Origin of the sequence: Streptomyces sp. NPDC059874, assembly GCF_042731135.1 — a bacterium.
In the GTDB taxonomy this organism is placed as follows: domain Bacteria; phylum Actinomycetota; class Actinomycetes; order Streptomycetales; family Streptomycetaceae; genus Streptomyces.
On the sequence record NZ_JBHWJY010000022.1, the window covers coordinates 49,368 to 67,322 of the forward strand.

The window sequence follows — 17,955 nt, forward strand, 5'->3', positions numbered from 1 at the left end:
TGTCAGTCGTGCGCTTGTCGCAGTTCCATCCTCCCCCGGCGTGAGTGCCAGGTTGTTCATGAGGACGTGCCCGAACCCTAAATGGTTCATGCGCGGAAGGGAACGTGATGTTTGCTTCACTCCCACGGGGGATCGAACACCCGTGCGGATCTGGACTAGGCTGAGGAATGCGCGAGGGTGGCGTTGCATCGGCTCTACCTGGCCTCGGTACCCTTCGACCGGCACCCGAGCCACCCCTGCGCCCCACCGGGCCAGAAAAGAAATTCAGCGAGGAGCGAACTGCGTGACCGCCGACACGTCCGTGCCTTCCAGCGCGCTGCTGTCCGGAGCAGACCGGGACGGTTCCAACTACACCGCGCGGCACCTGCTCGTCCTCGAAGGGCTGGAGGCCGTCCGCAAGCGCCCCGGCATGTACATCGGCTCCACGGACAGCCGGGGCCTCATGCACTGCCTCTGGGAGATCATCGACAATTCCGTCGACGAGGCCTTGGGCGGCTACTGCGACCACATCGAGGTGATCCTCCACGAGGACGCCTCCGTGGAGGTCCGGGACAACGGCCGCGGCATCCCCGTGGACGTCGAGCCCAAGACCGGCCTGTCCGGCGTCGAGGTCGTCATGACCAAGCTGCACGCCGGCGGAAAGTTCGGCGGCGGCTCCTACGCGGCCTCCGGCGGCCTGCACGGCGTCGGCGCCTCCGTGGTCAACGCCCTCTCCGCCCGGCTGGACGTAGAGGTCGACCGCGGTAGCTCGACGCACGCCATCAGCTTCCGCCGGGGCGTCCCCGGCATGTTCACCGAGCAGGGCCCCGACAGCCCCTTCGACCCCGCCAACGGCCTGCGCAAGGTCAAGCGGATCACCAAGGGCAAGACCGGCACCCGGGTCCGCTACTGGGCCGACCGCCAGATCTTCCTCAAGGACGCCCGGCTCTCCCTGGAGACGCTCTACCAGCGCGCCCGCCAGACCGCCTTCCTCGTCCCCGGCCTGACCCTGGTGGTCCGCGACGAGCGCGGCATCGACGGGGCCGGCAAGACCGAGGAGACCTTCCGCTTCGACGGGGGCATCAGCGAGTTCTGCGACTACCTCGCCCAGGACAAGGCCGTCTGCGACGTGCTGCGGCTGACCGGCACGGGCACCTTCAAGGAGACCGTCCCGGTCCTCGACGACCGCGGCCACATGACGCCCACCGAGGTCACCCGCGAGCTCGGCGTGGACATCGCCCTGCGCTGGGGCACGGGGTACGAGACCAACGTCAAGTCCTTCGTGAACATCATCGCCACCCCCAAGGGCGGCACCCACGTCTCCGGCTTCGAGCGCTCGGTCGCCAAGACCGTGAACGAGGTGCTGCGCTCGGCGAAGCTGCTGCGCGTCGCCGAGGACGACGTGGTCAAGGACGACGCGATGGAGGGCATGACGGCCGTCGTCACCGTCCGCCTCGCCGAGCCGCAGTTCGAGGGCCAGACCAAGGAGGTGCTCGGCACCTCGGCGGCCACCCGCATCGTCGCCGCCGTGGTCACCAAGGAGCTCAAGGCCTTCCTGACCTCCACCAAGCGCGACGACAAGCAGCAGGCCCGCGCCGTGATGGAGAAGATCGTCGCGGCCGCCCGGACCAGGATCGCGGCCCGCCAGCACAAGGAGGCGCAGCGCCGCAAGACCGCGCTGGAGACCTCTTCGCTGCCCGCGAAGCTGGCCGACTGCCGCAGCGACGACGTGGAGCGCAGCGAGCTCTTCATCGTCGAGGGAGACTCCGCCCTCGGTACGGCGAAGCTCGCCCGGAACTCCGAGTTCCAGGCGTTGCTGCCGATCCGCGGCAAGATCCTCAACGTCCAGAAGTCGTCCGTTTCGGACATGCTCAAGAACGCCGAGTGCGGGGCGATCATCCAGGTCATAGGAGCCGGCTCGGGCCGGACCTTCGACCTGGACGCCGCCCGCTACGGCAAGATCGTCCTGCTCGTCGACGCCGATGTCGACGGCGCGCACATCCGCTGCCTGCTGCTCACGCTCTTCCAGCGGTACATGCGGCCCATGGTCGAGGCAGGACGGGTCTTCGCGGCCGTGCCCCCGCTGCACCGGATCGAGCTGGTCCAGCCCAAGAAGGGGCAGGACAAGTACGTGTACACGTATTCGGACAACGAGCTGCGCCAGACCCTGCTGGAGTACCAGCGCAAGAACATCCGGTACAAGGACTCGATCCAGCGCTACAAGGGCCTCGGCGAGATGGACGCGGACCAGCTGGCGGAGACCACCATGGACCCCCGCTTCCGGACGCTGCGCCGGATCAACATCGGCGACCTGGACTCGGCCGAGACGGTCTTCGACCTGCTCATGGGCAACGAGGTGGCCCCGCGCAAGGAGTTCATCACCAGCTCCGCGGCCACCCTGGACCGCTCGCGCATCGACGCCTGACGCGCCCGCCCGTCTCGGCTCCCCGATGAGGTGCTCTTCACTCCATCACCTGAAGGAGTGAAGAGCACCCGGACACCAGTCTTGAAACGTACGTTCCGCACATCCTTGTGAGCACGCGGCCAATGCGGCGGCGGACAAGGAGAGTTCGGTGGACAAGCACGATGGTCCCGATGCCGGAACGATCCGGCTCGACGATCCCTGGTACGACGCGCCGGCCGTCGGGTGGGGCGAGAGCGAGAGCGAGCCGCCGGGTGCGGTGCCCGCCCGCCCCGCCCCCGGCGCGTCCGATATCTACCTCGAAGTGCAGCGCAGCGCCGCCTTCCAGGAGGTGCGCAGCCGCTACCGGGGCTTCGTCGTCCCCGCTACCGCGGGCTTCCTCCTCTGGTACGTGGCCTACGTGGTCGCCGCCACCGTCGCGCCCGGTGTGATGGCCCGGCCGGTGGCCGGCGCGGTCAACGTGGCCATGCTGGCGGGGCTCGGCCAGTTCCTCAGCACCTTCCTCCTGACCTGGGCCTACGCCCGGCACGCGCGGCTGCGCCGGGACCGAGCGGCGCTCGACCTGCGGTGGACCGTCTTCGAGCAGGAGCGCGACCAGGAGCGGACCCGCGCGAGGGGGACCGGCCGGTGACCACCGAGCACCAGAGCCTCGCGCTGATCCTGTTCAGCGTCTTCATCGCGGTGACCCTGGGCATCACCACCTGGGTCAGCCGCAACCGGCACGGGTCGGCGGAGGAGTTCTACGCCGGCGGGCGGCTCTTCTCGCCCCTGGAGAACGGTTTCGCCATCGCGGGTGACTACATGTCCGCCGCCTCCTTCCTCGGCATCTCCGGGCTGATCGCCCTCTTCGGCTACGACGGCATGCTCTATTCGGTCGGCTTTCTCGTCGCGTGGCTCGTCGTGCTGTTCCTCGTCGCCGAACTGGTCCGCAACTGCGGGCGCTTCACCCTCGCCGACGTGGTCGCCGCGCGCATGAGCGAGAGACCGGTGCGGATCGCGGCCGGCACCTCCTCCGTCGTCGTCTCCGTGCTCTACCTCGTCGCGCAAATGGTCGGCGCGGGCAGTCTCGTCGGCCTGCTGCTGGGGAGTTCGAGCACCGGAGCCCGGACCCTGGCCGTGGTCGGGGTGGGCGCGCTGATGGTCGTGTACGTGTCCTTCGGCGGGATGCGGGCCACCACCTGGATCCAGATCGTCAAGGCCGTACTGCTGATGGGCGGGGCGATCGCCCTGACCGGGCTCGTACTCCTGCGCTTCCACGGGAACTTCGACCAGCTGCTCAGCAGCGCCGCCGAACGCAGCGGGCACGGCGCCCGGTTCCTCGGCCCCGGGCTCAGGTACGGCGGGGACTGGACCGCCCGCATCGACTTCATGAGCCTCGGCCTCGCCCTGGTCCTCGGGACCGCCGGGCTGCCGCACATCCTGTCGCGCTTCTATACCGTGCCCACCGCGCGGGCGGCCCGCCGCTCGGTGGTGTGGGCGATCGGCCTGATCGGCGGCTTCTACCTGATGACCATCGTGCTCGGCTTCGGGGCGGCAGCGCTGGTGGGGCCGGACGCGGTACGGGCCTCCAACGCCTCCGGGAACACGGCCGTCCCGCTGCTCGCGGCGTTCCTCGGCGGCGGCGCCGGCTCCACCGGGGGCACGGTGCTGTTCGCCTTCGTGGCCGCCATCGCCTTCGCCACCATCCTCGCCGTGGTCGCCGGAATCACCCTGGCCTCCTCCGCCTCCGTCGCGCACGACCTGTACGCCTCCCTCAAGCGGCGGCACGCCAGGCAGCGCAGCGAGGTCGCGGTGGCCCGGGTCGCGGCCGTGGGGATCGGGGCGGTGGCGATCGCCCTCGGGCTGCTCGCCCAGAACCTCAACGTGGCGTTCCTGGTGGGGCTGGCCTTCGCGGTGGCGGCCTCGGCCAACCTGCCCGTGCTGATGTACTCGCTGTTCTGGCGCGGCTTCACCACCCGCGGGGCCGTGTGGTCGGTCTACGGCGGCCTGGTCCCCGCGGTACTGCTGGTGCTGGTCTCGCCAGTGGTGTCGGGCAGCGCCGAGTCGCTCTTCCCGGGGGTGGACCTCCAGTACTTCCCGCTGCAGAACCCGGGGATCGTCTCGATCCCGCTCGGCTTCCTGGCGGGCTGGCTGGGCACGGTCACCTCGGGGGAGGAGCCGGACGAGGCGAAGCACGCGGAGACCGAGGTCCGCTCCCTGACCGGCGCCGGGGCGGTATGAGCCGTCACGCCCCTTCGGAGGGCAGCCAGGTGTAGCGGTGCTCGGGGCGGCCGGTCTCGCCGTAGCGCAGGGCCAGGGTGACGCGGCCGGTGCGATCGAGGAGCTTCAGGTAGCGCTGTGCGGTCTGCCGGCTGATGCCCGCGCGGTCGGCGATCTGCTGGGTGGACAGGGGGCCCTCGGCGGAGCGCAGGACCTGGCGGACCAGTTCCGCGGTGGTCGGGGAGTGGCCCTTGGGGAGCTCGTTCGGAGATCCGGCTGCGGCCAGGGCCCCGAAGATCCGGTCAACCTCGGCCTGTTCGGCCTCGCCGCCGGTGTCCAGCGTGCGGCGCAGGGCACCGTACGCCTCGAGGCGCGACCGCAGGCCGGCGAAGGTGAACGGCTTGACCAGGTACTGGAGCGCGCCGAGGCGCATGGCCGCCTGGACGGTGGCGAGGTCACGGGCGGCCGTGACCATGATCACGTCGGTGCCATGGCCGAGCTGGCGCATGCGGCGCACCAGGTCCAGGCCGTTCTCGTCGGGCAGGTAGTGGTCCAGCAGGACCAGGTCCACCGGATGTGTGGTGAGGAACTCCAGCGCCTCGGCGGCGGAATGGACTTGGGCCGCCACGCGGAAACCGGGAACCTTCGCCACGTAGGCCGCGTTGATCAGGGCAACACGCACGTCGTCGTCGACGACCAATACGTGGATCGGGGTCTCGTTCATCGCAGGGCCTCCGGGAGTACGACGGAGAACTCCGCCCCTCCGTCCGCTGCCCCGCCGGCCCGGGCACTGCCGCCCTGCCGCTCCGCGAGGCGGCGTACCAGGGCGAGGCCCAGCCCGCGCTCGCGGTGGGCCTCGGGCTGCTTGGTCGACCAGCCCTCGGTGAAAATCTCCTCGCGGCGCGCGGCCGGCACCCCGGGGCCGCTGTCGCGCACCCGCAGGACCGCCGTCCGGCCTTCGGCGCGCAGCTCCACCTCGACCAGGGGCGACGCCGAGCCGACGGCGGCGTCCAGGGCGTTGTCCACCAGATTGCCGACGATGGTGACGAGGCCGCCCGGGTCGACCAGCCGGTCGGGGAGGAGGCTGGCCGGGGCCAGGCGCAGGGGGACGCCACGCTCGGCCGCCACGGTCGCCTTGCCCACGAGGAGGGCGGCCAACAGGGGGTCGTGGATCTTCTCGGTGACCTGCTCGGCGGTGGTGCGGTGCACGCCGACGACCTCCGTCACGAACTCCACCGCCTCTTCGTGCAGGCCCAGCTCCAGCAGGCCGAGGAGGGTGTGGAGGCGGTTGGCGTGCTCGTGGTCCTGGGCGCGCAGTGCGTCGATCAGGCCCCGGGTGGAGTCGAGCTCGCGGCTCAGGTGCTCCAGTTCGGTGCGGTCGCGCAGGGTGGCGACGGCGCCGCCGTCCTCGGTGGGCATCCGGTTGGCGACCAGGACCCGGGGACCCTGGACGGTGAGCAGGTCCCGTCCTGTGACCCGGCCGGACAGTACGTCGGCGGTGCGCCCGGCGCCGATCACCTCTTCCAGCGGGCGACCGGCGAGGCCGGCGGCCGAGCCGGGGGAGTCCGCGGAGCCCGGGGTCTGCGGGGCGAGGCCGAGCAGGCGGGCGGCTTCGTCGTTGACCAGGCGGACCCGGTCGTGCCGGTCGAGGGCGATCACGCCTTCGCGGATGGAATGCAGCATCGCCTCCCGCTCCGCGAGCAGCCCCGCGATGTCGGAGAAGGCCAGGTCCCGGGTCTGGCGCTGGATCCTGCGGGACAGCAGGTAGGCGACGAGGGCGCCTGCCGCGAGGGCGCCGCCGGCGTAGGCGAGCAGGCCGGGGATGGCCCCGAGCAGTCGGTCGCGGACTCCGTCGTAGGCGATGCCGACCGAGACGGCCCCGATGATCTCCCCGTCGGCGGCGACCAGGGGGACCTTGCCGCGGGCGGAGCGGCCAAGGGTGCCTTCGTCGATCTCCATGACCTCGCGGCCGGCCAGCGCCTCGCTCGGGTCGGTCGAGACGCGCAGCCCGATGCGGTCGGGGCTGGGATGGGAGCGGCGGATGCCGTCCAGGTCGAGGACGACCACGTACTCGGCTCCGGTGGCCCGGCGCAGCCGCTCGGCCGTGGCCTGAACCGGGCTGTCCGCCGTCGCTGCGGAACCCAGGAGGTCGGCGGCCAGTGACGGGTCCGCCGCCGCGCCCTGCGCGATGGCCAGGGCGCGCCGCATGGCCTGGTCGTCGAGCTGCGCGCTGAGCGGTGCCAGGAACAGCCCGGTGGCCAGCACCACGACCCCTGCGGCGATGGCCAGCTGGGCCAGCAGGATCTGTGAGACGGCCCGTCTGGGCAGCCCGAGGCGTCGAGCGCTCGTGAGGGGGAACCGCATGGGTACCAACGGTAGGTCGGCCGCGGCACAAGCGGAATGTCCCTGGCGCACCGCCCTTGTCACATCCGGGCCGGGTCCCACGGCTCGCTGCGGCCGAGTCTCCGAAGGCGCACGATCAAGGACATGGCTGCTCCTGGCGCGTATGGGGTGGTGTGGGCGGGTCAGACGGTTGTGGGGGTGGTGCGGGCCGCGCGGGCCGCGACGCGAGCCGGCGTCGCAGGGCGCTCTCGCAGTAGGAGGGCGGCGGTGAGGGCGACGGCGAGGGCGGTGGAGCCGTGGACCCCGTACGCCGTGCCGGCGGGTCCGCCCGCGGACAGGACGATCGCCATGTCGCCGGCCGGGATGAACGCGATCGCCGCCATCGCCCAGCCGAGGGCCCGTCGCTGTCCGGTCAGCAGGAGGGCCAGCACGACGAGCCCGGTCGCGAGGTCCCGCACCCCCTTGACGGCGAGGAAGGCGGTGCCGTCGTGCTGCGGCCAGGTCGGAACACCGAAGCCGCCGGCGGTGGCCTGTGGGGCGAGGAGGTAGCTGAGCCCGATGTAGATGATGAACGCGGCGCCGATGGCGGCCAGGGCGGTGGCGAGGTTCTTGAGGTTCACGGCGGATCTCCTGGGTGTCTCGGCGGGAGGGGTCAGCGAGCGGTGGAGGCGGTGCTGCGGCGGACGGCGCGCATCCTGCGGTCGTAGGCGGGGCGCCCGACCGCGTACCAGAGCAGTCGCGCGGCGGGCGGCAGAGCGGCGAGCATCGACGCGCGCTCGGCCCGGTCGGCGTCCTCCAGGGCGATGCCGAGGAAGAGCAGCAGCTTGGGCTTGGGCGTGTTCGCGATGAAGTGCTCGCCCAGTGCGTCCCACTCGTGCGGGGACAGGTGGCGGGCCGCGAGCGGCAGGAGCGAGCGCTCCTCTTCGTCGAGGTGTTCCACGAGGACCGCACGGTGTTCGGCGAGCGCCGCCGCGAGCGTGTCCCGCTCGGCCTCCCCTGCCGTGCGCTCCCATGCCGTCAGGGCCGTGTCGGCGGCGGTCAGCGTTGCCGCGACCCGCTCGTGCTGGGCCTCCATCCGCAGGACGAGGTCGGCTTCCAGGTCCACGCGGGCGAGCAGGGGCGGCCAAAGGTGCTCGTCCTCGCCGTGGTGGTGGTTGTGGAGGCCGAGCCGGTAGTCGCGGAAGTGGTCCGCGAGGATCCGAGCCCGGGTGGTGTCGCCGGGGCACACGGCCGCGACCAGTTCGACCAGCAGCCGTGCCTCGCGGCGCAGGCCCCGGTGGACGACGACCATCTCGTGGGTGTCGGGCCGGGTCGGTGCGCTCTTCGGTGTCCGTGTCGTCTTCATGGCAAGAGGCTCGCGGCCGGCTCATGGAGGGTTCTTGGCGTCCACTTGGAAGCCGCTTGGAAGGTCGCGTGATCGCCATTTGGCCTTATTCGGGCCGAGGTTGACCGATGCCGTTTAGGTTGGACAGATCATGGTCCACATACGCGTACTCGGTTCCTTCGCCGCCGAGCGGGACGGCGAGGCGGTCCCGCTCGGCGGCCACCGCCAGCGTTCCGTCCTGGCCCTGCTGGTGTCCGCGCGCGGCCGGGTCGTGTCCATGGACCGGATGATCGAGGAGCTGTGGCAGGGGGCGGCGCCCGCCCGGGCGGTGGCCTCCCTCCAGGCCTACGTCTCCAACCTGCGCCGGCTCCTCGAACCGGGCCGTGCCCCGCGTACCCCCGCCCGCCTCCTGGTCAGCGCGCCCCCTGGGTACGCGCTGAGGCTGCCCGAGGACGCCGTCGACGCCTGGCGCTTCGAGGAGTCGCTCGGGCGGGCCCGGGCCCTGCTCGCTGCCGAGCCGGAGACCGCCCGGGGCCTGCTCCGCGAGGCCCTGGCGCTGTGGCAGGGGCCGGCGTACGCGGAGGCGGCCGACGAGCCGTGGAGCCACGCGGAGATCATGCGGCTCGAAGAACTCCGCCTGGCCGCGCGCGAACTGGCCGTCGCGGCCGGGCTACGGGTCGCCGACGTCGCCGGGGCGGTCTCCGAGGCCGCGCTCCTGACCCGCGAGGAGCCGCTGCGCGAGGAGGCCTGGCGGCTGCACGCGCTCGCGCTGTGGGCGGCCGGGCGGCAGGCCGACGCCCTCTCGGCGTTGCGCCGGGCGCGGGCGGTCCTCGCCGAGGAGGTGGGGCTGGATCCCGGAGCCGCGCTCGTGGCTTTGGAGCAGGCGGTACTGGCGCAGGACGAGCGGGTGCTGCGTGAGGCCACGCGGGCGCGGGCTCCGCGCACGGGGCCGAGCGCGGGCGGCACGGCTGAGCCGGGGCCGACCGGCGCACTGGAGCCAGGGCGGCGGGGCGAGCCGGGCCCGGGGCGCTCGGGTGGGCCGGAGCGGGGTCGGGGCGGTGCCTCGGCGTCGAGCCGGTCCGGTGGGCCGGGGTCGGGCAAGGCTTGGGCTTCGGAGCCGGGCGGGATCGGTGGGCCGGGATCGGGTCGGGGCGCTGCTCCGGAGCCGGGCGGGATCGGTGGGCCGCCGTCGGCCGAGGCCTGGGCTTCGGAGCCGGGTGCGGCCCGTGGGGCGGAGTCCGGGGCAGGCGCCGTGCCTTTCGCTCCCGGGGGCGAGCTGTTCGTCGGGCGCGGGGAGGAGCTGGCCCGGCTGGCCGCCGTGGGGGAGCGGGCGCGGGCCGCGGGGCCCGGGTTGGCACTGGTCACCGGCGAGGCGGGGCTGGGCAAGTCGGCACTGCTGGACCGGCTCGGCGAGCGGCTGCGTGCCGAGGGCTGGCTCGTCGCGGTCGGCCGCATCCCCGATGCCGAGGGCGCGCCGCCCGCGTGGGCCTGGGTCGAAGCACTGCGTGCCGTCGCCGCGGACGCCCCACCCGGGCCGGAGGAGGCCGCCGCGCTCGCACCCCTGCTCTCCGAGGACGCGGCGGGCGCCGCCGAGGACGCCGCCGACGGGCGCTTCCGTCTGCACCGCGCCGTCAGGGAGTGGTTGGCCCGGGCTGCGCGCGAACGGCCCGTGGCCCTCGTACTGGACGACCTGCACTGGGCCGACGCCGAGACGCTCGCGCTGCTGACCGCGCTGGCCGACCTGCCCCCGGGGACCGCGCTGCTCCTGGTGGGTGCGTACCGCCCCGAGGAGGTGGAGGGGCGGCTCGGCGACGCCCTCGCCGGTCTGGCCCGGCGCTCGCCGGCCCGCGTCGCGCTGCGCGGACTGCCGGAGACGGCGGTGGCCGAGGTGGTGCGCGCGGTGGGCGGCCCCGGGGTCGACCCCGAGACGGTGGCCGCGCTGGCCGACCGCACGGGAGGAAACCCCTTCTACGTACGGGAGAGCGCCCGGTTGCTGGGCAGTGAGGGATCGCTCGTCGCCCTGTCCGAAGTACCCGAAGGCGTACGGGACGTGCTGCGCCGGCGGCTCGGCCGGCTCCCCGAGGAGGTGGTCTCCGTCCTGCGCCTGGCCGCCGTCGTGGGGCGGGAGGCCGCCGTGGAAGTGCTGGTGGAGGCGGCGGACACCGACGAGGACGGTGTGCTCGGCGCGCTGGAGGCCGGGTTGTTGGCCGGGCTGCTGGTCGAACCGGGGCCCGGCCGGGTCCGGTTCGCGCACGCGCTGGTACGGGAGACCCTGCTGGCGGACCTGAGCCGGCTGCGCGCCTCACGGATGCACGCCAGGATCGCCGACTGCCTGGAGCGGCTCCGGCCGGACGACGCCTCCGCGCTCGCCCATCACTACGTACGCGCGGCCTCGTCGGCGACCGCGGCGAAGGCCGTCGACCAGTGCCTGCGCGCGGCCCGCCTCGCCGAGAGCCGTTTCGCCCACGACGTGACCGCGGCGGTGCTCGCGGAGGCGGTGGAGTGCGTCGAGCGGATCCCCCCGACGCCCGGGGCCGACCGGGAGGCGGAGCGCGTGGAGCTGCTGGGCCGGCTGGTACGGGCCCAGGTGCGGGCGGGGGCGGTCACCGCGGCCCGCGAGACGCGCCGGGCGGCGATCGACCGGGCGGTCGCGGCCGGCCGCGACGACCTGCTGATCGGGGCCTTCACGGCATGGACCGAGCCGACTCCCTGGCAGACCCGGCCCTACGGCATGGTCGACACGCCCGTGGTGGAACAGCTCGAACGCCTGCTGGAGCGCTCCGATCACGAACCGGACGTACGGTGCCTGCTGTTGGGGGCGTACGCCGCCGAGCTGTCCGACGGCAAGGTGGCGAAGGTACGGGCCGGCGCCCGCGAGGCGCTCGCACTCGCGCGGGAGCTCGGCGAGCCGGCGCTGCTGGCGGGGGCGCTCGCGACCCTCGTCAAGGAGCTCGACGCCGACGTGGAATGGCGCGAACGCGCAGAGCTGGGAGGCGAACTGGACCGGCTCGGCGCCACCCACGATCTGCCGGCCCACCACTGGTACGGGATGTTCATCCGCGCCACCGCCTTGGCCGCCGCAGGAGATGTGGCCGGAGTGCACGCCCTCCTGGAACGGTCGACCGAGTTGGCGCGCGCCTATCGCATGCCCGGCCCGGTGGCCGTCGGGGCGATCGCCTCGGCGACCCTGGCCCACGTCGAGGGGCGCTTCGAGGACGCGGAACGCATGTACACGGCGGCGGCCGCACGGGTGGCCCGGCAGGGCTCGCCGCACGCCGAGGGGCAACTGGCGATCGCGACCGCCACTCTGCGGGCGAGTCAGGGGCGGCTCGCGGAGTCCCTGCCCTGGTTCCGGGAGGCGTACGCGAGGTTCGGGCCACCGGCGGCGGACCTGCTCGCGGCGGCGCTGGCCGCGGCCGGCCGGTCGGAGGAGGCCCGCGAGATCCTCGGCCGGGCCGGGCCGCTGCGCCCGGACTACCTCTTCAAGGTCCTCGCGAGCTTCCGCGCGATGGCCCTGGTCATGCTGGGGGAGCGGCAGGGCGCCGAGGAGCTGTACGAGTCCCTGCTGCCCTACCGTGACGCCCCGCCGACCTCGTCGGGATTCAGCGTGGCGCTCCGCCCGGTCGCCCGAACCCTCGGTGAACTGGCCGAGCTGTTGGGCCGCGACGACGAGGCCGCTGCCCACTTCGCCCGCGCGGCGGCCATCGCCGAGCGGTGGCGCAGCCCGCTGGGCGCCCCGGGCCGGCCGTAGTCGGACCGCCCGGGCGGGGTGGGCGCCCGCACGGCTCGCCGCCTGCCGCCGGGGGCTACGGCATCGGCTGTGGCGGGCGGGGCCCCTGGTACTGGCCGCTCGGCCGCATGCGCAGCGGGCGTTCCTGGTACTCCTCCAGCGCGTGCGCGATCCAGCCCGCGGTCCGGGACACCGCGAAGACAGTCTCCCCGGCCTCCGCCTCCATCCCGCAGGACACCGTCAGCACCGCCAGCGCCAGGTCCACATTGGCGTGCAGCCCGCCCTGCCGGGCCATCACGGCGGCCACCTCGTGCGCCGCGCCCAGCGCGGGACCCGCCTGCGCCAGGCCCTCCAGCCGGTCGAACAGGGCACGCGCCCGCGGGTCCTCGCCCCGGTACAGCCGGTGGCCAAGCCCCGGCACCCGGCGGCCCGCCCGCAGGTACTCCGCCACCACCGGAGCGGCCCCACCCCGATCCAGCACCTCCACCAGCATCCGGTGGGCGAGCCGTCCGGCGGCGCCGTGCAGCGGGCCTTCCAGAGCGCCGAGTCCCGCCGACACCGCCGCGTACGGATGGGCCCGCGCCGACGCGGCCACCCGTACGGCCAGGGTCGAGGCGGCCAGGTCGTGGTCGACCAGCAGGGCGAGCGCCAGGTCCAGCGCGGCGAGCGAGTCCGGGTCCGGCTCCCGCGCGGTCAACCGCGACCACAGTTGCCGGGCGATGCGGCCGTCCCCGGCCCACTGTGCGGGGCCCACCACCGGCAGGGCGCCGACCAGCGTGGGGATCAGACAGCGCGCGGAGCCCAGTACGGCCTCCTCGGACAGGTCGAAGCGCAGTGGATCCGCCACCGCGGCGGCGGCGACCGCCACCCGCAGCCGGTCGATCGGACCGCTGTGCTCGGGCAGGGCCGCGACCGCCCGCCGGGCCGCGGCCAGGGGCTCGGGGGGAGCGGTGAACCGCACGCCGTGGCCGAGGGTCCCCGTCCAGAGCCACTCGGCCACCTCCTCGTAGCGGTACCGGGAGGCCAGGGCCACGGCGTCGACGCCCCGGAAGTAGTACCGGTCGGCCTCGATGAGCGTGAGGGACGTGCGTACGGACAGCTCGCCGCCCGCGGGCGCGGCCGCCTCGCGACGGCTCCGCCGGGCCAGTTCCTCCACCTCGGCGGCGTCGAAGCTGCTGCCCCGACCGACCGGGTCCCGGCGGCTGGTGAGCTGGCCGCGGCTGACGTACGCGTACACGGTCGCCGGTTTCACTCCGAGCAGCCGGGCTGCCTCCTGGGTGCCGATCCTGCGCCCGCCGACCGTCTCGGCGTCCATCCCGGCGTCCATCCCGGCGTCCCTCGCGTCGCTCATGACGCACACCTTACAGAGGGCGTGATATATTGATTCGATCAACATTGACAAGGATTCAATCCATCATGGATGGTCGATCCATGAACACCACCGTCGAAGTGCCCCGCGGTCTCGCGGGAGTCGTGGTCACCGAAACCGAACTCGGTGACGTCAGGGGCCGTGAGGGCTTCTACCACTACCGCCAGTACTCGGCCGTCGAGCTCGCGGGCGGCCGCAGCTTCGAGGACGTGTGGCATCTGATGTTCCGCGGCGCACTGCCCGCGGACGCCGCGGAACGCACCGCCTTCGCGGCCGAGATCGCACCGCTGCGCCGGCTCCCGGATGAAGTGCGCGACGCCCTCCCCGCCCTCGCGAGGGCCACCGCGCTCTCCGGCCCGCTCGCCGGCCTGCGCACCGGCCTTTCGCTGCTCGGCGCCTCTGCCGGCTTCCGCCCGGTCTACGACATCGACCCGGACCGCCGGGCCGCCGACGCGCTCGCCGCCTGCGCCGCCGTACCGACCCTGCTCACCGCCCTGCACCGGCTGGGGCAGGGCCTGGAACCGGTCGAGCCCCGCGACGACCTCCGGTACGCCGAGAACTACCTGTACATGCTCACCGGGCACGAGCCGGACCCCGCCCGGGCCCGCGCGGTCGAGCGGTACCTCATCTCCACCATCGACCACGGGTTCAACGCCTCGACCTTCACCGCCCGCGTGATCGCCTCCACCGGCGCGGACGTCGCCGCCTGCCTGACCGGCGCGATCGGCGCGCTCTCCGGACCGCTGCACGGCGGCGCCCCCAGCCGGGCCCTCGACACGCTCGACGCGATCGGCACCGAGGAGCGGATCGGGCCGTGGATCCGCGAGCGGGTCCTGGCGGGGGACCGGATCATGGGCTTCGGCCACCCCGTGTACCGCACCGAGGACCCCCGCTCACGCATGCTGCGTGACGTGGCGAGGCAGTTCGGCGGTCCCCTTGTGGACTTCGCCGTCGAGGTCGAGCGCCAGGTCGAGGAGATCCTCGCCGAGCTCAAGCCCGGCCGCGAACTGCACACCAACGTGGAGTTCTACGCGGGCGTGGTCATGGAGCTGTGCGGGCTGCCCCGCGAGATGTTCACCCCGACGTTCTGCGCTGCCCGGGTGGTCGGCTGGAGCGCGAACATCCTGGAACAGGCCGCCGACTCGAAGATCATCCGTCCGGCCGCCCGATACACCGGCCCCACCCCGCCGCAGCCGGTGCCGCCGCTCGGCTGACGGAGGCCGGCTACGATCGACCGGGTGAACAGCAGGCAGCCCATCCCCGTCGTCGTCCTCGCCGGTTTCCTCGGATCCGGCAAGACCACCGTGCTGAACCACCTCCTCGCCAGCCGCGGAGGCACCCGGATCGGGGTCGTCGTCAACGACTTCGGATCGATCGAGATCGACGCGATGTCGGTGGCCGGCCAGGTCGGCGACTCGATGGTCTCCCTCGGCGGCGGCTGCCTGTGCTGCGCCGTCGACGGCAGCGAGTTGGACGCGTACCTGGAGAAGCTCGCCGCACCCGTCCACCGCATCGATGTGATCGTCATCGAGGCGAGCGGGTTGGCCGAGCCCCAGGAGATGATCCGGATGCTCATGGCCAACGAGGATCCCGCCATCCGGTACGGCGGGCTGGTGGAAGTCGTGGACGCGGCCGAGTTCGACGAGACCCGGGCCAAGCACCCGGAGACCGACCGCCACCTCGCCGTCGCGGACCTGGTGGTGCTCAACAAGACGGACCGGGTGGACGCGGCCGAGCGCGCCCGGATCGAGGGCGTCCTGGGTACCTTGTGCGCCCCGGGCACCCCGGTCGTCGGCGCCGACCACGGGCGGATCGACCCGGAGCTGCTCTTCGATCGCCGCCCCTGGACCGAGACCCGGGGGCAGCTGTCCTTCGAGGACCTGCTCGCGGAGGCCGACGGCCACAACCACTGCGCGCACGCGCACGCCGCCTACGACACCGTCGAGTTCGTCTCCGGACAGGCCCTCTCACCGCGCCGGTTCATCGAGTTCCTCGACCGCCGCCCCGCCGGCCTCTACCGGATCAAGGGCTTCGTCCACTTCGGTGTCCCCGGGCACGAGGAGCGGTACGAGGTCCACGCGGTCGGCCGCTTCCTCCGCTTCGCGCCGGGGCCCTGGGGGCGGGGCGAGGAGCGCCTGACGCAGCTCGTCCTGATCGGCTCCGGCACCGACGGCCCGGCCCTGCTCCGCGAACTGGAGGCCTGCCGGGAGGAGTCACCGCACGAGCTCGGCCCCGAGAGCATGTGGGGGGTCCTGCGGTACGTGGCCCAGCCCTCGGAGCCCGCGCCGGAGGCGTTGACCTAGTGCTGTGGCCGGAAAGGTTTGCCGGGGCGCGGTGTTCGGTGCGGTGCATCGCAAGGCGGAGGGCCGCGGCTCGTACTGGACGTACTTGCGCGGTCCGACAACGCGGCGAGGTGCCGTGCCGAGCGCCGCGACCCGGTGAACCTCTCCGGTCACGGCACTAGGCGACCTCGACGCCGAACTCCCGCAGCAGGTCCTCCAGCCCGCCCCGGTAGCCCTTGCCGCCGATCACGAAGTCCCAGTCGCCGTTCGCCCGGCGCCGGAACGAGCCCAGCACCAGCGCGGTCTCGCCCGCCCGGCCGTCGGAGACCTCCAGCTGCCCGAGCTCGGAGCCGGCCGCGTCGAGCAGACGGATCCGAGCGTCCGTGAACCCGGCCAGGTCGGCGTGCGGATCGACCTCAGGGTCGATGGCGGCCACCAGCACCAGGCGGTCGGCCGCGTGGGGCAGCGCCTCGAAGGCGACCTCGAGAGCCGCCTTGTCGGGGGCCGAATGCGCGCGGGCCCGTACCGAACCGTCCGGAGTCCGCGGGTTGTTGAAGAAGACGAAATGGTCCTCGCTCAGCACCCGGTTGCCCGCGCACACCAGCGCGCACACGTCGAGCGCGACCGCCCCCGACCAGGACATTCCGAGCACGTTGTGGTCGGCCGAAGGGGCGGGCTCGGGCGTCCGCTGCGCCGGTATGCCGCCCGCGGCGGCGCCTTCTCCCAGACGCCCCCGCAACCCGTACTGGTGAAGGAGCTCCACGAGCTTGTCGCCGGGAACCAACTCCAGCGGCTTGCCGTTGGCAAAGGTGTACGACCCGGGCCCGAAGGACGCGGTGGTGACCAGCACCCCCTTGTTCGCCCCCTTGTCCTGGACCGTGCCGTACAGATCCCGTACCGCCGTGGGCGACACGGTGTTGCGGTAGCGCTTGACCTGCACCACGATCCGCCCGCCCGTGATCGGGGACGGGTCGTTCGCCTCGATGTCCACCCCGCCGTCGCCCGACCGCTGCGTCGTCAGCGCCTCCATGCCCATCGCCCGGAACAGCTCCGCCACCAGGTTCTCGAAGGCGATCGGGTCCATGGCGAAGAGGTCCGGCTCGTCCTCGGCGCCCGTGTGCCCGCCGTGGCTGACCACGCCGCCGACCTCGCCCGGCCGGCGCCCGGGCTGCACGGTGGCCAACTGGTCGGGGCGCGGCGAGAGCTGCCCTCGGAGCCCTTCCAGCAGGCAGTCCACCGCGCTCACCTGCTCCAGCCGCAGCCCGGTGAAAGCGGACCGCGCCGCCGACACCGAGGCGAGTACGAGCTGCGCCTCCCGCCCCGTCACCGGATCGTGGGCGTCCACGAAACCGTTGACCACGACCGACTCCAGCACGCCGAACTCGTCCGCCGCGTACAGGTCGCGCACCACCAGCAGCACGCACTGCGCCAGCAGGTCCCGGTAGATCGCCCGCCGCTGCGTGGCCGGGCGGGCGGTCTCCTTGTCCTGGTCCGTACTCGGCACGTACCGCACCGACTTGGCCTCCGGCACCACCTCGTACCGGGGCAGTTCCCAGTCCAGGACCAGTTGGCGCCGCGCCGGGTCGTAGGCGGCCGACAGCTGCCTCGGCAGTTCCTCCGGCCAGGCCGCCGAGGCGTACAGGGCGGCCGAGAAGTACTCCACCGCGGCCTCCGCGTCGCCGCCGCGCAGTGCCCCGGCCAGTTCGGTGAGCCCGCCGTTGTGCCCGCGGATTCCGGCGAGCTGCTCCGCCGCCCACCGGTCGTACTGCTGCCGGTACGCCGCCAGCTGCCGCTGCCGCTGCGTCTCCGCGGCGTGCGCCGCCTGCCAGGCCTGCGTGTACCGGTCGTGCGCCTCCCGCTCCGCCTGCGCCCGCCGGTTCGAGCCCAGCGTCCAGCCGCTGCTCTGCTGCTGGAACTGGTGCAGCTGCGGCATCGGCACGGGGTGCGCCAGCGTCCCCGGATCGAAGGGTTCGAGCTGCTCGGGCCGGACCAGTGCGGCCATCCGGAACGCCGGGGCCCGGCAGCCCGCCGCCAACAGGCCCTGCAGGGCGGCGACCTGGGCGTCCAGCCGCTCGGTCGCCCGCCGTGCCTCGGCGTCGCGGTGCTGCTTGTAGGCGGCCTGCTGCTCGCGCTGCCCCCAGGCCACGTCCCGTTCGTAGGCCCGCTGCCGGCGTTCGGCCTCCCGCTGCTGGATCAGTTGCGTCTGCTGCTGCCGGCGCTGTGCCTCCGCCCAGGTCCCGATCAGTCCGCTGCTCGATCGACGACTCATCAGCTCTGTTCTCCCCGCCCCACCCACCAGTGCCAAGA

At 73.3% G+C, this 17,955-nt stretch carries 12 protein-coding genes; 6 read left to right on the forward strand and 6 right to left on the reverse strand.

Going from position 1 to position 17,955, the window contains the following annotated elements:
- Positions 1 to 283: 283 nt before the first annotated feature.
- From ACFV9H_RS15185 to ACFV9H_RS15195, 3 genes are all read left to right on the forward strand, one after another.
- A complete protein-coding gene (locus tag ACFV9H_RS15185) occupies positions 284 to 2,404 on the forward strand; it encodes a type IIA DNA topoisomerase subunit B (RefSeq protein WP_385397834.1) in 2,121 nt (706 codons plus the stop codon).
- Positions 2,405 to 2,552: 148 nt separating this feature from the next.
- Entirely contained in the window at positions 2,553 to 3,032 is a 480-nt protein-coding gene (locus tag ACFV9H_RS15190; protein WP_385397836.1) for a DUF485 domain-containing protein, read from the forward strand.
- Complete coding sequence (locus ACFV9H_RS15195) at positions 3,029 to 4,621, forward strand: cation acetate symporter (RefSeq protein ID WP_385397838.1); 1,593 nt, start codon at positions 3,029 to 3,031, stop codon at positions 4,619 to 4,621. The genes ACFV9H_RS15190 and ACFV9H_RS15195 overlap by 4 nt, the downstream gene beginning before the upstream one ends.
- A 4-nt stretch (positions 4,622 to 4,625) precedes the next feature.
- Here ACFV9H_RS15195 and ACFV9H_RS15200 read toward each other — a convergent pair whose 3' ends face one another.
- From ACFV9H_RS15200 to ACFV9H_RS15215, 4 genes are all read right to left on the reverse strand, one after another.
- Positions 4,626 to 5,324 (reverse strand): response regulator, encoded by a 699-nt coding sequence (locus ACFV9H_RS15200; protein WP_385397840.1) that lies wholly within the window; start codon positions 5,322 to 5,324, stop codon positions 4,626 to 4,628.
- Entirely contained in the window at positions 5,321 to 6,964 is a 1,644-nt protein-coding gene (locus ACFV9H_RS15205; protein WP_385397842.1) for an ATP-binding protein, read from the reverse strand. Before ACFV9H_RS15205 ends, ACFV9H_RS15200 begins: the two co-directional genes overlap by 4 nt.
- A 161-nt stretch (positions 6,965 to 7,125) precedes the next feature.
- A complete protein-coding gene (locus ACFV9H_RS15210) occupies positions 7,126 to 7,563 on the reverse strand; it encodes a DUF4267 domain-containing protein (protein WP_385397844.1) in 438 nt (145 codons plus the stop codon).
- A 32-nt stretch (positions 7,564 to 7,595) separates the two neighbouring features.
- Complete coding sequence (locus ACFV9H_RS15215; RefSeq protein WP_385397846.1) at positions 7,596 to 8,288, reverse strand: hemerythrin domain-containing protein; 693 nt, start codon at positions 8,286 to 8,288, stop codon at positions 7,596 to 7,598.
- 130 nt (positions 8,289 to 8,418) lie between these two features.
- On the opposite strand from ACFV9H_RS15215, the gene ACFV9H_RS15220 reads away from it, so the two are divergent.
- Positions 8,419 to 12,018, forward strand: coding sequence for a BTAD domain-containing putative transcriptional regulator (locus ACFV9H_RS15220; RefSeq protein ID WP_385397848.1), 3,600 nt, complete (start codon positions 8,419 to 8,421; stop codon positions 12,016 to 12,018).
- Between the two features lie 55 nt (positions 12,019 to 12,073).
- Here ACFV9H_RS15220 and ACFV9H_RS15225 read toward each other — a convergent pair whose 3' ends face one another.
- Positions 12,074 to 13,324 (reverse strand): citrate synthase, encoded by a 1,251-nt coding sequence (locus ACFV9H_RS15225; RefSeq protein WP_385397920.1) that lies wholly within the window; start codon positions 13,322 to 13,324, stop codon positions 12,074 to 12,076.
- Between the two features lie 89 nt (positions 13,325 to 13,413).
- On the opposite strand from ACFV9H_RS15225, the gene ACFV9H_RS15230 reads away from it, so the two are divergent.
- Positions 13,414 to 14,580, forward strand: a complete 1,167-nt coding sequence (locus tag ACFV9H_RS15230; RefSeq protein ID WP_385397850.1) for a citrate synthase/methylcitrate synthase — start codon at positions 13,414 to 13,416, stop codon at positions 14,578 to 14,580.
- 24 nt (positions 14,581 to 14,604) lie between these two features.
- Complete coding sequence (locus ACFV9H_RS15235; RefSeq protein ID WP_385397852.1) at positions 14,605 to 15,669, forward strand: CobW family GTP-binding protein; 1,065 nt, start codon at positions 14,605 to 14,607, stop codon at positions 15,667 to 15,669.
- Positions 15,670 to 15,826: 157 nt separating this feature from the next.
- Here ACFV9H_RS15235 and ACFV9H_RS15240 read toward each other — a convergent pair whose 3' ends face one another.
- Complete coding sequence (locus tag ACFV9H_RS15240) at positions 15,827 to 17,917, reverse strand: restriction endonuclease (RefSeq protein ID WP_385397854.1); 2,091 nt, start codon at positions 17,915 to 17,917, stop codon at positions 15,827 to 15,829.
- Between the last annotated feature and the right edge of the window lie 38 nt (positions 17,918 to 17,955).